Here is a 13,629-nt window from a genome sequence, read left to right on the forward strand (position 1 = left end):
CCGACGATTCCGTTCCATTGATTGCAGAGTCCTTCCGATTGTGTCCCGTTGTCTCTTCTCGGAACCTCACCTTGTTCACGCCAGTAGATATATTTCATCGGACATCGTGTGTGGTATGGCATGGAGTACACGACACTCGGTTCGACCGGGATGGAAGTCTCAAAGATCGCGCTGGGCTGTATGAGCTTCGGGAGTCAGGACGACTGGATGCTGGATGCGGAGGAAGGGCGGGAACTCGTCGAGCGGGCGATCGACCTGGGCGTGAACTTTTTCGATACGGCAAACACCTACTCTTCGGGCGAGAGCGAGGAGATTCTCGGGGACGTGCTGGCTGAGTACGACCGGGACGAGCAGGTAGTGGCGACGAAGGTCCGCTTCTCGGGCGCGACGGAACACCGCAATGCGGAGGGGCTCTCACGGAAGACCATCGAGCAGGAACTCGAGCACAGTCTCGACCGACTGGGGATGGACACCGTGGATCTCTACCAGATCCATCGCTGGGACTACGACACGCCGATCGAGACGACGTTACGGGCACTCGACGATGCGGTTCGTCGTGGGAAGGTCCGCCACATCGGCGCCTCCTCGATGTGGGCCCACCAGTTCCAGGAGGCCCTCCACGTCAGCGATCGGGAGGGTCTGGCCCGTTTTGAGACGATGCAGAACCTCTATCACCTGACCTATCGCGAGGAGGAACGCGAGATGTATCCCGTCTGCGAGAAGGAGGACATCGGCGTGCTCCCGTGGTCGCCGCTGGCGGCGGGCTATCTCACGCGCCCGCACGACGAGTTCACGGCGACGACGCGTGGCGAACACGAACTCGACTACGGAACGCCGTATCACGAGGGGCCCGGCAGCGAGGAGATCAACCACCGGGTCGCCGAACTCGCCGCCGACTACGGCGTGACGATGGCCCAGATCGCGCTCGCGTGGCACTTCCAGAACGATCACGTCGACGCGCCGATCGTCGGCACGTCGAGCATCGACCACCTCGAAGATGCGGTCGCGGCCCTGGACATCTCCCTCAGCGCTTCGGACGTCGAGTATCTGGAAGAACCCTACGAGCCGGTGGCAGTGTTCGGATTCGAGTGACAGGGCTGGATCGGCGATCACTCCATCGAACGAAATCTCATCGTGATCGGACCTGTCAACGACCGTGGATTGGTGCGACCGGGGTCGTGAACGGCGAAATCGATCGTTTCTGGCGAGAATTTTTCCTGATACGTAGCCCGTCAGGCTTAACTCCCCCTCCGTCGAAGCCCGGATATTCCGATGCCAGAAGTAGAGATCACGATTCCGGATCATCTCGAGATGCAGATCGCGCAGCTCGTCGAAGAAGGTGAGTTTCTCAACCGTGAGGAGGCGATCGAAGACCTCCTCTCGACGGGACTGAAGGCGTACAAAACCAGCGGCCCGATCGACGACGAGGAGGACCCGGGCCTGGAAGAAGACGGAATGATGGGCCACGACGATGAATACGTGTTCTGAGAGTGGTTCCCGCGGTTCGGCACGTCTGGTAGTTGTTCCCGAGTAATCCTTATGCCGCGCTCCCCCCTACGTGGCCCTAAGAATGCACAAAGACGAACTTCTGGAGCTTCACGAGGAGATGGTGACGATCATGGAGTATTTCGACCGACAGGAAAGTGTCGACAGTGAACTCTTCGAACCCTACAAGGAAATCGACGTCACCCCGGCCGACGTCCACATGTCTAAAAGCGAACACAAGCATGCCGTGTTCGTCCTCGGGAACGCGCTGGCGAACGCGATGAGCGAAGACGAGTTCTCGGACGCCGGTCGTGTCGGCAAGCGCATGAAAGAACTCGCCGAGGACGCCGAGAGCAAGCTATAGCTGTCTGTCGGTTTTGTCCACGGACGTCCCAAGCCGAGTGGTTGCCGGTCGATGGCCGACCGTCTGTGGCGGCCGTTTTCCAGACAACGGATCGACCGACTCCTCCTCAGTCCTGTTTGAATGCCGGTTCACGCTGATCGAGAAAGGCCGACACGCCTTCGACGTGTTCTCTCGTCCCGAATCGCCGCCGCCGGGCAGCGCGTTCGGCTGCCATCGCAGCACGGAGTGACTGTTCAGTGTTTTTGGCGAGCAATCGTCCGGTTTCACTCGTTGCGTTGGTTGGGCCAGCGGCGATCGTTTCGAGGAGTGCGTCGAGCCCACGCTCGAATTCGGCTGGCGGTACCACCCGATTGAACAGCCCCAACGCATCCGCGCGTTCGGCGTCGAGCAACTCGCCAGTATAGAGGAGTTCCGCGGCCGTCGACTCGCCGACGACCCGTGGGAGAAGCGCCGAAACGCCGGCCCCGACGGGGAGTCCGAGGCGGTGAAACCCAAACCCGATCGACCCGTCGTCGCTCGCGACGACTATGTCACAGGCAAGTGCGAGTGCCCCACCGGCACCGAACGCTGGGCCATCGACAGCGGCGATCGTCGGTGCCGAAAACCCGTGGAGGCGCTCGATGAGGGCGTCGATCCGCTCGAGACGATCCATGAACGCGTCTTCGGAAAGCTCGCCCCGTGCGCCGGCGATGACGCCTGCCAGATCACCACCTGCACAGAACGCGTCTCCTTCACCCCGGACGAGCAGACAGTCGACGTCGTTGGCGTCGTCGAGAGCGCTGTGTGCCGCCGTGACGACGTCCGGGGAGAGAGTGTTGCGTGCGTCGGCGTTCGTGACCGTTAGCGTCGCGATGCCGCCCTCGCGCGTCCACTCGACCCCTTCGCTCATGGGTCAGCCTAGCGCGGACGGGTCAAAAGCGTCACTGCTGGACCGGAACTCGCGCCCGCGAAACTCGCCCGTGGATTGACGTGAGTCCCGACCCAGGTCCACGTATGCGCATCCACTGGCATCGGCGGGACCTCCGGCTCGCCGACAACCGGGCGCTCGCCGGCGACGGGATCGAGACGAACGACGAGCAAGTGCTGGGTGTGTTCGTTTTCGACCCCGCCGTGCTCGAACACGCTGGTCCGGCCCGCGTCGTCGCGCTCCTCGACGCCGTAGCGGCCCTTCGGGAGGCTTACCGCGAACGGGGGAGCGATCTCGTCCTCGCGAGTGGCGATCCGGTCGCGGAACTGCCGACACTCGCGACAACGTACGGGGCCGAGCTGGTCACCTGGAACCGCGAGTACAGCCCGCTCGCCCGCGATCGTGATGCGGCTGTCCGGGCGTCACTGGACGACGCAGGTATCGGACGGGACGCCGTTCACGACGCCGTCCTCCACGAGCCGGGGACGATCCGGACCAACGACGGCGACCCCTATCAGGTGTTCACGTACTTCTGGCGGAAGTGGCGCGATCGGAGGAAATCAGCACCGATTGCCCCACCCGATGCGGATTCGCTGGGGGACGTAACCGACGACACGCCGGTTCCGACCTGGGCGGACCTCGACGTGGAGGAGCCGACTGCGTCGATACCGGGCGTCACGCCGGCGGCCGCCCGCGAGCGTCTCGATTCGTTCTGTGCGGGGGACATCTATCGCTACGAGGATCGTCGGGACTACCCGGCCGAGGACTGCACGTCCCGTCTGTCACACCATCTCAAGTACGGCACGATCGGCATTCGCGCGGTGTATGCGGCCACCGAGCGCGCCTGCGAGCGTGGGGAGACAGCGGACGACCGCGCGTCCGTCAGGGAGTTCCAGTCCCAGCTCGCCTGGCGGGAGTTCTACACACAGGTCCTGTGGTTCAATCCGTCGGTGGTCACCGAGAACTTCAAGTCCTACGAGAATCCGATCGAGTGGCGGACGGATCCGGAGGGCTTGCAGGCCTGGAAGGACGGGGAGACCGGGTATCCGATCGTCGACGCCGGGATGCGCCAGCTCGAGACGGCGGCGTACATGCACAACCGCGTCCGGATGATCGTCGCATCGTTCCTGACGAAGGACCTGCTGATCGACTGGCGAGAGGGGTACGACTGGTTCCGGGCGAAACTGGTCGATCACGATACGGCCAACGATAACGGCGGGTGGCAGTGGGCCGCCTCGACCGGCACCGACGCCCAACCGTACTTCCGGATCTTCAATCCAATGACGCAGGGCGAGCGGTACGATCCCGACGCTGCATACATTCGGGAGTACGTTCCGGAACTCGATGGTGTGCCGGCTGACGTCATTCACTCGTGGCACGAACTCGATCCCGGGGCTCGCGAGATGCACGCGCCCGACTATCCTGCCCCGATCGTCGATCACGCCGACCGCCGGGAGCAGGCCCTGGCGATGTTCGAGCGTGCCCGTGGTGATGAGTAGCGATGGGGAGTATTAGCACTGCCCACCGTTTGTACTTGCTTCTGTCGCCAACGTAGACGGTGTCGTCATATCGTCTGTCCTCTATCTATCCGACCACATCCCGGTTGGGAGTCAGTCGAGCACGTCCCCACCCTTCCCGTGTTAGTCGACGCTGTGGACGCTCCCCAACTATGTGGTATGTTACCGAACGTTTCCTCAAGCTTTAACAGATATCCCGCCGTCATGAAACATGGAGGAATTTGACATGTCCGAACACTCAAACCCCGAACTGCCGTCCTTGCCGTACGACTACGACGCCCTCGAGCCGCACATCTCCGAGCAGGTCCTGGAGTGGCATCACGACACCCATCACCAGGGCTACGTGAACGGGCTTGGTGCAGCCGAGGAGACGCTCGCGGAGAACCGCGCGTCGGGCGACCACGGAACGACCGGTGGTGCCCTAGGCAATGTCACCCACAACGGGTCCGGCCACTATCTGCACACGCTGTTCTGGGAGAACATGTCCCCGAACGGCGGTGGCAAGCCTGAGGGCGCTCTCCTGGAACGCATCGAGGAAGACTTCGGCTCCTACGACGCCTGGAAGGCCGAGTTCGAGGCCGCCGCGGGTGCCGCCGGTGGCTGGGCGCTGCTGGTCTATGACCCTGTCGCCAAGCAACTCCGGAACGTCGCGGTCGACAAACACGACAACGGCGCGCTGTGGGGTAGCCACCCGATTCTGGCCCTGGACGTCTGGGAACACTCCTACTACTACGACTACGGGCCGGATCGCGGCAGCTTCATCGACGCCTTCTTCGAGGTCGTCAACTGGGAGACGGTCGCCGACGAGTATCAGAAGTGCCTCGACCACTTCGAGTAACGACGAGTCAGTCTACCGCCGACGTATTTTTCGACTGTGGGTCAGTGCCCCCGCCTCGATGACGGTTCGTTAGGTCCCCCCTGGGCGTACCGTGGTGGTTCGATCGGAGCTACGCCGGTTCCCCGTCGGTTACAACTTCGATCCGCGCGCCGCCCCCCTCCGCGTTGGTGGCCGAAACCGACCAGCCGTGCTGGGTGGCGATCTCCGCGACGATGGAGAGGCCGAACCCGGTCCCGTCTCGGGTCGTCGTGTAGCCGTCCGCAAACACCTTCTCGGTGTCCGCGTCACCGAATCCCGGGCCATCATCCGTGACTGCGAACCCCCGGCGGTCGGGGAGGCACTCGACGGTGACGGTCACACCTTCGCCCCCATGTTCGACGGCGTCCTGACGAGCCTGCGAGTCAGGGCTCGTGGAACCATGTTCCACGGCGTTCCGAAAGAGGTTCTCGAACAACTGGCTCAATCGATCCGGGTCGGCCACAACCGTGAAGTCATCCACAGCGAGTTCGAGCGTCCCGTCAGCAATCTCGACGTAGGACCACGCTGACTCCGCGACTGTCCCCAGTTCGATCCGCTCGCGGTCGAGATCTTCGTCCTGGCGGGCGAGCGCGAGCAGATCCTCGATGAGTCGTTCCATCCTGTCGTGAGCGCGCTCGACCGCCTCGAAGTGTTCCTCGTCGCCGTCTCGGCGCGCGTGTTCGAGCCGGCCAGCCGCTACCTGTAATGGGTTCCGCAGATCGTGGGAGACGACGCCGACGAACCGATCGAGCTGTTCGTTTCGCCGGGTTAGTTCGGCCTCGCGAGCGCGCTCCTCGGTCAGATCGACCATGATGAGTGCGTGACCGACGACATCCCCACGGCGGTCGACCAGCGGCGAGCCCTCGATCCTGATAGAGCGCTCGCCGATGGAGAGGTCACGCGTCCCGGTGTCGTGACCGTCAGTGACCGATTCGTAGACTGGGACGGCGTCTGGAACGGATGTGAGCTGCGTCTGGATCCGCGTGCCGACGGCGTCGTCGTCGATGCCGAGTAACGTTCGAGCGCTCTCGTTGATGTCGACGATGCGGTCCGACGCGTCCACGACGACGACGGCCGTGTCGATGCGGTCGAAGACCACCTCGGTTGCGATGGGCGTGATATCGAGGAACTCCTCGCGGACGACTGCCCAGGTGAACGCGACCCCGGTGACAGTGAAGGCGATGGGTGTGAGGTCGTATTCCAGCCCGAGCGCCAGCGACACGGCGTTGGCTCCCCAGGGAACCAGCGTCGCGACCACGATAGCCATGACCTGTCGCTGGTAGAAATACCGGGACCGGAGCGCGAAAACGACGATCAACAACACGGCGACCGAAAGCAAAAGATACGAATAGGCGGTGTGGACGCCGAACAGTGGCCCGTTGACGGTTTCGAGACCGCGCGGTCCCGTCCCGTCGGCACGCAGCGTTTCCCACACCAGCCTGTGGGCTCCGTTCGTCCAGACCAGCGCCGTGAAGACGATCGGTTCGACCGACAACGCGGCGAGAAGCCGGCGGGTGACCAGCGACTCGCGGCCGGTGTACTCCAGAGCAAACACCAGGAGCGCGGGCACGAGGACGACAACGCCAGCCAGGAGTGCCTTGTTGGCAGCGAGTGCGATGTCCGTCCCCGGAACGACCGTCGTGACCAGGATCGCCACGGCCCAGCCGATCTCAGCCACGAGGACGGCCGTGAGTGGTGTCCCGCCACGCTCGTCGCGATGGCGCCACGCGAGCCCGGCCGCCACGATCGACACCGCGATCGCGACGACGAGTCCCACCTGATACACCAGCAACCAGGCATCCATGCTGACATGTTACACACTCATGGTAATAAAAGTGGAACCGTGACGGCCGAGTGCGCCCGCCAGGGTCGAGCAGTGTTTCGAGGGATTTAGGCGCCGACGAGCGTTAGGACCTGCTATGCCACGACCGAGATCTGACTTCGACGACTTGCGACCCCTGGAGTTTCGTGACCCCGAGGAGGTCCTTGCGGCCGATAGGATGTACACGATCTACGAGATCGCACGGCTGCTACAGGGCGTCGATCCCGACGCAGAACTTGACGTCGAGACCGAGAACGTCCTGCTGGACTGGGCGATCCCCTGGGTGTTGAACCACGCCGATGCGTTCGTCTTCGCCGAGCCGTCGGGCGATACCGAACCGGGCTATTACGGTCTCGCCGCCGATTCATGAACCTACTCGTCGCGGGGGCCGACCGCGTCGACGCCGGCAAGACCACGTTTTCGACTGGCTTGATCGAACACACGGGTGCGCCAGGGTTCAAACCACGGGCGGGCAACGACTACTGGTTCGACCACGACGACTACCGGCAGGCAACCGAATCCGGTCGACTTTACGGGAAGGACGCCAGACGCCTCGCCGATGCCAGTCCCGGCGATCACCGTCCGGAGTCACTGAACCCGATGCACCGACTCTGGCGACCGAAGCCCGGCAGTGGCTCGGGAATGCTGGGCCGATCCGATCGGGAGTTCCTGCTGGATCGCGTCGGGGACCGGTACGTCCGCAATGGGACGGTGGAGTTGCCGGCGTCGGCACGCGAGAACCTTCCCCTCTCCGACGCTATCTCGGTCGCATCCCTCAAGGAGTTCAACGCCGTCATGCAGCGGACGCATCTCCCGGCGCTGGACTCGATCCGCGAGACGATCGCGTCGCGTGACCGCGCCGTCGTCGAATCGTATAGCGACATCGCCCGACCGCTCTCTGACTTCCAGCCCGACGCGGTCGCCGTCGTCGAGCCGCGCCGTGCCCGCATCTACCCGGGACGCCGGTACGAGAAGGCCTGTCGGGTCGCCTCGGGCTCGGCTACCGACGGGCAACTCGAGGAGCGTGTCCCCGCGGTGACTGATCTCATCGAGCCCGTCGCCAGCGTTGGGCTGCCCGCACTCGGCACTGCCAGACGGGATGATCCCGCGAGCGTGGCCGAGGCGTACGACCACGCCTACGACGCCCTCCTGGCTGCGGCCTTCGAGTGACCGCCTCGGAGAGCCCCTCAGAACCTGGCGGCCTGGGCGGCGAGTTCGATATTTCGATACGGGTCGGTCTGGATGCTCCGGCCGTGGCCGGTGTGCATCACTGCCAGGTCTGCATCGACAGTGTCGAGGACCCGCCGGATACTTTCGACGAGGAGCGATCGATCGCCTTCTTCGAGGTCAGTCCGGCCGAACCCGCCGTTCTCGAAGACCAGGTCCCCCGCAAAGAGGATGCCAGACCCGGCGGCGTACAGACAGACGTGGTCGTCCTTGTGCCCCGGCGTGTGCAGGGCCGTGTAGGTGTGATCCCCCATGTCTACGGTGTCTCCGTCATCGATTGCCTGCTCGACGCCGGAGGCATCGGGATCGTACCCCACGACGGGTGCGTCGAAGGCCTCGGTGACGGCGTCGAGATTCCCGACGTGGTCGGGATGGGTGTGCGTCAGGACAACGGCGTCGAGGTCCTCGACGTGTTCGCGGACGCGAGCCACGACGTCGAAATCGTTGCCGACGTCGACGAGCACTTGTCGGTCGCCAGTCACGAGAAACACGTTGCTGGTGAACCCGCCGGCATCGGCGGCGACATTGTGGATCATACAGGTGACCAACGCGTCGAGACGCTTGAGCCGTTCGGGTCTGTGGTCCAGCACGATCACCGCCCGAAAATATCAAGCCGGCGAGGTCGTCCACCCAGACCCACAGGGCTATGTAGCAGGAGGTTATTATCACCAGATAGATGGCCGATGTCAGGTTCCGAACCACCAGTCGTCCTCATCGTTGAAGACGAGCCGGACGTCGCTGAGACGTACAATCTCTGGCTTCAGGACGAATACGAGGTTCGTATGGCCGAAAGCGGGTCCGAGGCACTGGAGATGCTCGATGAGTCTGTAGATGTGGTATTGCTCGATCGGATGATGCCGGGGTTGTCGGGCGACGAAGTGCTGGAGCGGATTCGAGGGAGCGAGAGCAGCTGCCGGGTCGCGATGGTGACCGCTGTCGAGCCGGACTTCGACATCCTCGAGATGGGATTCGACTCGTATCTGACCAAACCGATCCGGAGTGACGAACTCCATGACACCGTCTCGAACTTGTTGGAACGATCGACCTACGATGGTCTGCTCCAGGAGTACTATTCGCTGGTCGAGAAACAGGCGACACTCGAGGCGACGAAGAGTCACGCCGAACTCGCCGAAAGTGACGAATACCAGCAACTTTCCACGCGGGTCGACGATCTCAACGACGAGCTTTCAGAGACACTCGGCGGCGTCGAAGACGACGAGGACTTTATCGCAACGCTTCGGGAGTTGAGCAATGGCGACGAACACTGATCAACCTGGGACAATGTACGATCTCTCATCAGTACTCGACGTAGAGCCCCTCCAGGCTGTCAGGCCCGGCTCCAGCATCCTGATAACCGGTCCTGCGATGACTGGCAAGCAGGGCCTGGCGTACGACATCCTGGCGGACGGCGTCTCCGTGAATCAGGGAGCCATTATCGTTTCGACAGGGGACCGGGCCGAGACCGTCATCGACGAGTTCGCCGGTCGGGTCGGTAGCGACGAGTTCGATCTCGGTGTCATCGACTGTGCCGGCGATCAACAGACCACCGCACCGAACACGGACATCAATGCGTTCACCCACCACGTGGGCTCGCCCGGTGATCTGACCGGTATCGGTATCGGGATCACGGAAGCTCTCGAGGCGCTCCACGGTCGCGGCGCGGATCGGGGACGACTCGCCCTCTCGTCGCTCTCGACGATGTTGACCTACACCGACCGCAAGACGGTCTTCAAGTTCTGTCACGTGCTTTCCTCGCGTCTGGAGGCAGCGGAGTATCTGGGCCTGTTCACCATCGATGCCAGCGCACACGACGAACAGACCCTTCAGGTTATCAAGCAGGCCTTCGACGGCATGATCGAAATCCGCGAGACGGACGGACAGCGAGAAGCGCGCGTCCGCGGATTGACGTCCGAGCCCAGCGAATGGGTCGAACTCTAGGTGTGGACACCACGACGGGACCGGCCCTGTTCAGTCCAGAATATTGTCCAGAAACGAGACCCACCGTCGCGAACTCTCGACTTCGGCCTGTCGGGCGCTGTCCGCGAGGTCCGGCTCGTGGAGGTTTTGCAGCGCCGAGATGGCTCGATCGATGCCGACGATCGACTGGGCGAGGTCCTCGGCTTCTTTCTCCGGCAGGTCGGCCGACTCCAGTCGTTGCTTGCGGTCTTTGCGCTCGGCTGTGAGTTTCGCCCGCACCTCACGGACGCGGTCACGCAACTCCGGTGGGACGGTCCCCTGGCGTTTGGTCTCCCAGACGAACTCTTTTAAATTCATCTCCGTCCCCTGGATCTCGACGGATTCGGGCAACTGCTGACCGACCGTGGCGGATTTTCGCTGGACGCGGTCCAGTAGCTCCTGCCGCCGTTTATGGCTGAGTGGCTTGTCGTCCCCGGTGTCGTCCATACGGGGACTCGGATCTCCGGTGTCGGATATCTTTTGGTCTGGTTTTCTATTCCGAACAGATTTAAGAATCGGTCGACAAGGATATTTTATGAGTGACAAATTTGACGAAATCACGTTTCACGGAGAGCAATTGCTTCGTAAGACACGGACGGATTCACTCAGGGGGCAGATGCGTGCATTTATTTCGAACGTAGAAGATTTTGACCTCAAAGATCGTCGGTCCAGTGTCTCGCGTGGGGAGCAACTTTCCAATATTGTCACGGCGGATCGCGACGAGCGACTCTGACAATGCAATTACTATTCTTTGATACCTCTGCTCTGGCCGCTATATTACGAGGAGCCAGGTACCGAGACTGTCGATGAGTTACTTGAAGATAATCGTACAGTTGTCATATCTTCGCTCGCGGTCATCGAGACGCTTTCGGCGTTTCGTCGGAAGTACAACCGCGGGGAGATCGGAGAGAATGATATGAACGCGTTGTTGGCATCATTTTTTCGTGAAGCGCTAGACGACTTTGTTATTGTGCCCATGGATGAATCTATCCAGCAATTCTCCTTTGACTTGATTCTGGAGGATGATTTGCGAACACTTGACAGTCTACAGCTATCTGCTGCACTCTCGACATCCGGTGAAGACATTGAAGTCGTGTTCGTATCGGCGGACAGGGAGCTCGTGTCTGTCGCCGACAATTGGGGACTCGGAACAGTCGTGCCGTCAAGCTGACCCAAAATATCTCAACCATACTGTTCATCTAATTAATATTTAACCGATCGACGACTTGTCTAACGTACGCTCACTGAGCGGACGAAAAGTGGATTTATCTACCTGCCGGCCGGCCGAGTCTACATGGACGTTCAGTTGCTCGAAGCCACCGAAGATCCCGAGGAACTCATCTGTACGGCCGCCCGAAACGATTACCTCTCGGAGTTCGTCGGCGACAGTTCCTTCGAAGAGATCATGGATTCCGTCGGTGGCGACACCCTCGATGAAAAGAAGGAGACGATCATCCACCACTTGCTCGAACACGGTCACTACGGCCCCTTCGAGCATCCCCACGCCACCTTCGCTATCGAGGGCGTCAGCCGCTCGTGTATGGCACAGATCACGCGCCATCGTCACGTCACCTTCGACATCCAGTCGATGCGGTACGTCTCCTTCGACGAGAAAAACCCGGAGCCGGGCGAGGCGGTCGTCGAAATCCCTGGCCTCTCCGATCCTGGCCTGACTGGCCGAAATGCCGACTTCGCCGCGGAATACGAGGGCCTCGACGACGAAGCCGTCCTGGAGAAACGGGAGAACGCCTACCGGGACGCGCTGCAACAGTCGTTCGAATCGTATCGCGAACTCCTGGACCTCGGCGTGCCGGCCCAGGATGCCCGGATGGTGTTGCCGATCGGCACGAAGGTCAACATCGTGATGACGATGAACGCCCGGATGTTGATGCATATCGGGGACATGCGCGCCGCGGCCGATGCCCAGTGGGAGATCCGGGAGATGACCGAAGACATTCTGGACCTTGCCGCCGAGTGGGCACCGATCACCTTCGCATACTACAACGAACACATGAAAAACCGCAAGAACCGGCTCGCACCCTGATTGTTCGGCACCCGACGCCAGTATCGTTCCTGAGACCAGCGACAGTAAGTATATACTGTCGGAAAGTGAAGCCGGCAGCGTATGAGTGACGACGACGAAACCGACGACGATCCGCCATCTGACGCCGAGGAAACGACTGACGAATCGGCCGACGCCACGGACGAGTCGACTGACGAAGACGCCGAGACGTTGCCTGTCGGCGTCAAACTCGGTAGTACGCGGACTGTCATCTCCTATCCCGGCGACGACGGCGAGATGGAAACGATCCGGACGTTGACCTGTCTGGCCACGTACGAGGATGCGCTCACTGGCGAGGAACGCGTCCTCTACGGTGAGGAAGCCGCCGAAGAGTATCCCGATCGCGTTCAGTTCATGCTCCGGTCGGGGCTGCCCGAGGACGAGGACGGCGCAGCCCTGACCGAGCGCTTCTTCGAGTCGCTTGTCGAAGTACACGACATCCCCGAGGACAGCGGCGTCGTCTACGCCATCCCGACCATCGACAACGAGGCAGGACTGGCCAACCTCCGGTCGGTCGTCGAGAACAGCGCCATCGGCGGGGCTTTCATCGAAAGCTATCCCGAGTCACTGTGCGGCGCGATCCCCGCCTTCGGCGACGATCTCGAGGCCATCAACGAGATCTTCATCGCGATCAACATGGGCTCGACGAACCTCGAAGCCTCCGCCTACCGGCGGGGCGAACAACTCGCGCCGTTTACCACCGGCGCGGTGACCGGCAACGAAGTCGACAGACAGATCACGAATTACGTCGAGGCAGAGACCCAGGGCCGAGTCAACATCGACACCCAGACGGCCCGTGAATACAAAGAGGAACACGCCGACTTCGAGGGCTTCGAGCCGTTTACGGACGTCATCCAGCAACCGGGCGGTGGCTCCCACGAGTTCACGATCGAGCGCAGCGTCATGGACGCCGTTGACGAGTATGTCGACGAGGTGGTCGACGAGTTCGCCAACACGTTCCTGCCCGAACTCGCCAACGACCACATGAAGGTCTATCAACTCGCGCTCGATCGCCCGATCGTCCTGACCGGCGGGATGGCCTGCATTCCCGGGATCGTCGATGAATTTGCCGAGCGAGTGAGCGAGGCGCTGAATCGTGACGTCGAAGTGATCGCCTCCGAGAACCCGGATCTGGCCGCGACTGTCGGTGCCCAGCGGATCGCTACGAGACTCGCTGACTCTCAGTAACGTTCTCTTCGCTTTCGTCTGATTTCCCCGCACTCCAGCACGCGAGCCACGATTCGATCGGTGGCGGCTCGTCCCCTGCATCGTCGGATGCTGGCCGATCACGGCCCGCCCATTCGAATACCGACCGCCAACTGCCCGACGACCGGGAACTGTTGCCCTGAGCCGAACCGAGTTCCGCCGGGAGTGAGAGTGCAAGCCGAGGCATTGACCGTAAGATTTCGACACGGGCTACGTAAATGCCAGTC

General features: G+C 62.0%; 17 protein-coding genes. 13 read left to right on the forward strand and 4 right to left on the reverse strand.

What is annotated here, in order from left to right; genetic code table 11:
• Window positions 1-120: 120 nt before the first annotated feature.
• The 3 genes from HUTA_RS14080 (at window position 121) to HUTA_RS14090 (ending at window position 1,849) form a co-directional block, all read left to right on the forward strand.
• On the forward strand, window positions 121-1,092 hold the full coding sequence (locus tag HUTA_RS14080; protein ID WP_015790598.1) for an aldo/keto reductase: 972 nt from the start codon (window positions 121-123) through the stop codon (window positions 1,090-1,092).
• A 180-nt stretch (window positions 1,093-1,272) separates the two neighbouring features.
• The gene (locus HUTA_RS14085; RefSeq protein WP_015790599.1) at window positions 1,273-1,488 is read left to right on the forward strand and encodes a ribbon-helix-helix domain-containing protein; all 216 of its coding nucleotides are present in this window, start codon (window positions 1,273-1,275) and stop codon (window positions 1,486-1,488) included.
• A gap of 82 nt (window positions 1,489-1,570) precedes the next feature.
• On the forward strand, window positions 1,571-1,849 hold the full coding sequence (locus tag HUTA_RS14090; RefSeq protein WP_015790600.1) for a UPF0058 family protein: 279 nt from the start codon (window positions 1,571-1,573) through the stop codon (window positions 1,847-1,849).
• A gap of 106 nt (window positions 1,850-1,955) precedes the next feature.
• Here the strand turns inward: HUTA_RS14090 and HUTA_RS14095 are convergent, their stop codons facing one another.
• Window positions 1,956-2,738, reverse strand: a complete 783-nt coding sequence (locus tag HUTA_RS14095; RefSeq protein WP_015790601.1) for an enoyl-CoA hydratase/isomerase family protein — start codon at window positions 2,736-2,738, stop codon at window positions 1,956-1,958.
• Between the two features lie 104 nt (window positions 2,739-2,842).
• Between HUTA_RS14095 and HUTA_RS14100 the strand changes: the two genes are divergently transcribed.
• The gene (locus HUTA_RS14100) at window positions 2,843-4,255 is read left to right on the forward strand and encodes a cryptochrome/photolyase family protein (RefSeq protein WP_015790602.1); all 1,413 of its coding nucleotides are present in this window, start codon (window positions 2,843-2,845) and stop codon (window positions 4,253-4,255) included.
• Window positions 4,256-4,499: 244 nt separating this feature from the next.
• Window positions 4,500-5,111, forward strand: coding sequence for a superoxide dismutase (gene sod / locus HUTA_RS14105; RefSeq protein WP_015790603.1), 612 nt, complete (start codon window positions 4,500-4,502; stop codon window positions 5,109-5,111).
• Window positions 5,112-5,220: 109 nt separating this feature from the next.
• Here the strand turns inward: sod and HUTA_RS14110 are convergent, their stop codons facing one another.
• Entirely contained in the window at window positions 5,221-6,933 is a 1,713-nt protein-coding gene (locus tag HUTA_RS14110) for a histidine kinase N-terminal 7TM domain-containing protein (protein WP_015790604.1), read from the reverse strand.
• A gap of 115 nt (window positions 6,934-7,048) precedes the next feature.
• Between HUTA_RS14110 and HUTA_RS14115 the strand changes: the two genes are divergently transcribed.
• Window positions 7,049-7,321 carry a DUF5827 family protein gene (locus tag HUTA_RS14115; RefSeq protein ID WP_015790605.1) on the forward strand — a complete coding sequence of 91 codons (273 nt, stop codon included), beginning with the start codon at window positions 7,049-7,051 and terminating at the stop codon, window positions 7,319-7,321.
• Window positions 7,318-8,121 (forward strand): ATPase, encoded by an 804-nt coding sequence (locus HUTA_RS14120; RefSeq protein ID WP_015790606.1) that lies wholly within the window; start codon window positions 7,318-7,320, stop codon window positions 8,119-8,121. The genes HUTA_RS14115 and HUTA_RS14120 overlap by 4 nt, the downstream gene beginning before the upstream one ends.
• Before the next feature lie 17 nt (window positions 8,122-8,138).
• On the opposite strand, the gene HUTA_RS14125 is transcribed toward HUTA_RS14120, so the two are convergent.
• Window positions 8,139-8,714: an MBL fold metallo-hydrolase gene (locus HUTA_RS14125; protein ID WP_015790607.1), complete on the reverse strand. Its 576-nt coding sequence runs from the start codon at window positions 8,712-8,714 to the stop codon at window positions 8,139-8,141.
• A gap of 147 nt (window positions 8,715-8,861) precedes the next feature.
• On the opposite strand from HUTA_RS14125, the gene HUTA_RS14130 reads away from it, so the two are divergent.
• The gene (locus HUTA_RS14130) at window positions 8,862-9,446 is read left to right on the forward strand and encodes a response regulator transcription factor (RefSeq protein WP_015790608.1); all 585 of its coding nucleotides are present in this window, start codon (window positions 8,862-8,864) and stop codon (window positions 9,444-9,446) included.
• Window positions 9,430-10,116 (forward strand): RAD55 family ATPase, encoded by a 687-nt coding sequence (locus HUTA_RS14135; protein ID WP_015790609.1) that lies wholly within the window; start codon window positions 9,430-9,432, stop codon window positions 10,114-10,116. The genes HUTA_RS14130 and HUTA_RS14135 overlap by 17 nt, the downstream gene beginning before the upstream one ends.
• A gap of 30 nt (window positions 10,117-10,146) precedes the next feature.
• On the opposite strand, the gene HUTA_RS14140 is transcribed toward HUTA_RS14135, so the two are convergent.
• Window positions 10,147-10,581 carry a DUF5788 family protein gene (locus tag HUTA_RS14140; RefSeq protein WP_015790610.1) on the reverse strand — a complete coding sequence of 145 codons (435 nt, stop codon included), beginning with the start codon at window positions 10,579-10,581 and terminating at the stop codon, window positions 10,147-10,149.
• Between the two features lie 88 nt (window positions 10,582-10,669).
• On the opposite strand from HUTA_RS14140, the gene HUTA_RS14145 reads away from it, so the two are divergent.
• The 4 genes from HUTA_RS14145 (at window position 10,670) to HUTA_RS14160 (ending at window position 13,384) form a co-directional block, all read left to right on the forward strand.
• Window positions 10,670-10,867 (forward strand): hypothetical protein, encoded by a 198-nt coding sequence (locus tag HUTA_RS14145; protein ID WP_015790611.1) that lies wholly within the window; start codon window positions 10,670-10,672, stop codon window positions 10,865-10,867.
• A gap of 18 nt (window positions 10,868-10,885) precedes the next feature.
• Window positions 10,886-11,305, forward strand: a complete 420-nt coding sequence (locus HUTA_RS14150) for a type II toxin-antitoxin system VapC family toxin (protein WP_015790612.1) — start codon at window positions 10,886-10,888, stop codon at window positions 11,303-11,305.
• Between the two features lie 123 nt (window positions 11,306-11,428).
• Window positions 11,429-12,178, forward strand: coding sequence for an FAD-dependent thymidylate synthase (thyX, locus tag HUTA_RS14155; protein ID WP_015790613.1), 750 nt, complete (start codon window positions 11,429-11,431; stop codon window positions 12,176-12,178).
• Between the two features lie 81 nt (window positions 12,179-12,259).
• Window positions 12,260-13,384 (forward strand): acetate and sugar kinases/Hsc70/actin family protein, encoded by a 1,125-nt coding sequence (locus HUTA_RS14160; protein ID WP_015790614.1) that lies wholly within the window; start codon window positions 12,260-12,262, stop codon window positions 13,382-13,384.
• The last annotated feature ends 245 nt before the right edge of the window (window positions 13,385-13,629 follow it).

The organism is Halorhabdus utahensis DSM 12940 (genome assembly GCF_000023945.1).
Lineage (GTDB): Archaea > Halobacteriota > Halobacteria > Halobacteriales > Haloarculaceae > Halorhabdus > Halorhabdus utahensis.

Excerpts from the sequence above, each read along its gene's own strand:
- HUTA_RS14115 (WP_015790605.1), top strand. The coding sequence starts at position 7,049 with ATGCCACGACCGAGATCTGACTTCGACGACTTGCGACCCCTGGAGTTT.
- thyX (WP_015790613.1), top strand. The coding sequence starts at position 11,429 with ATGGACGTTCAGTTGCTCGAAGCCACCGAAGATCCCGAGGAACTCATC.
- HUTA_RS14090 (WP_015790600.1), top strand. The coding sequence starts at position 1,571 with ATGCACAAAGACGAACTTCTGGAGCTTCACGAGGAGATGGTGACGATC.
- HUTA_RS14130 (WP_015790608.1), top strand. The coding sequence starts at position 8,862 with ATGTCAGGTTCCGAACCACCAGTCGTCCTCATCGTTGAAGACGAGCCG.
- HUTA_RS14160 (WP_015790614.1), top strand. The coding sequence starts at position 12,260 with ATGAGTGACGACGACGAAACCGACGACGATCCGCCATCTGACGCCGAG.
- HUTA_RS14145 (WP_015790611.1), top strand. The coding sequence starts at position 10,670 with ATGAGTGACAAATTTGACGAAATCACGTTTCACGGAGAGCAATTGCTT.
- HUTA_RS14135 (WP_015790609.1), top strand. The coding sequence starts at position 9,430 with ATGGCGACGAACACTGATCAACCTGGGACAATGTACGATCTCTCATCA.
- HUTA_RS14080 (WP_015790598.1), top strand. The coding sequence starts at position 121 with ATGGAGTACACGACACTCGGTTCGACCGGGATGGAAGTCTCAAAGATC.
- HUTA_RS14140 (WP_015790610.1), bottom strand. The coding sequence starts at position 10,581 with ATGGACGACACCGGGGACGACAAGCCACTCAGCCATAAACGGCGGCAG.
- sod (WP_015790603.1), top strand. The coding sequence starts at position 4,500 with ATGTCCGAACACTCAAACCCCGAACTGCCGTCCTTGCCGTACGACTAC.
- HUTA_RS14100 (WP_015790602.1), top strand. The coding sequence starts at position 2,843 with ATGCGCATCCACTGGCATCGGCGGGACCTCCGGCTCGCCGACAACCGG.
- HUTA_RS14095 (WP_015790601.1), bottom strand. The coding sequence starts at position 2,738 with ATGAGCGAAGGGGTCGAGTGGACGCGCGAGGGCGGCATCGCGACGCTA.
- HUTA_RS14125 (WP_015790607.1), bottom strand. The coding sequence starts at position 8,714 with ATGATCCACAATGTCGCCGCCGATGCCGGCGGGTTCACCAGCAACGTG.
- HUTA_RS14120 (WP_015790606.1), top strand. The coding sequence starts at position 7,318 with ATGAACCTACTCGTCGCGGGGGCCGACCGCGTCGACGCCGGCAAGACC.
- HUTA_RS14110 (WP_015790604.1), bottom strand. The coding sequence starts at position 6,933 with ATGGATGCCTGGTTGCTGGTGTATCAGGTGGGACTCGTCGTCGCGATC.
- HUTA_RS14085 (WP_015790599.1), top strand. The coding sequence starts at position 1,273 with ATGCCAGAAGTAGAGATCACGATTCCGGATCATCTCGAGATGCAGATC.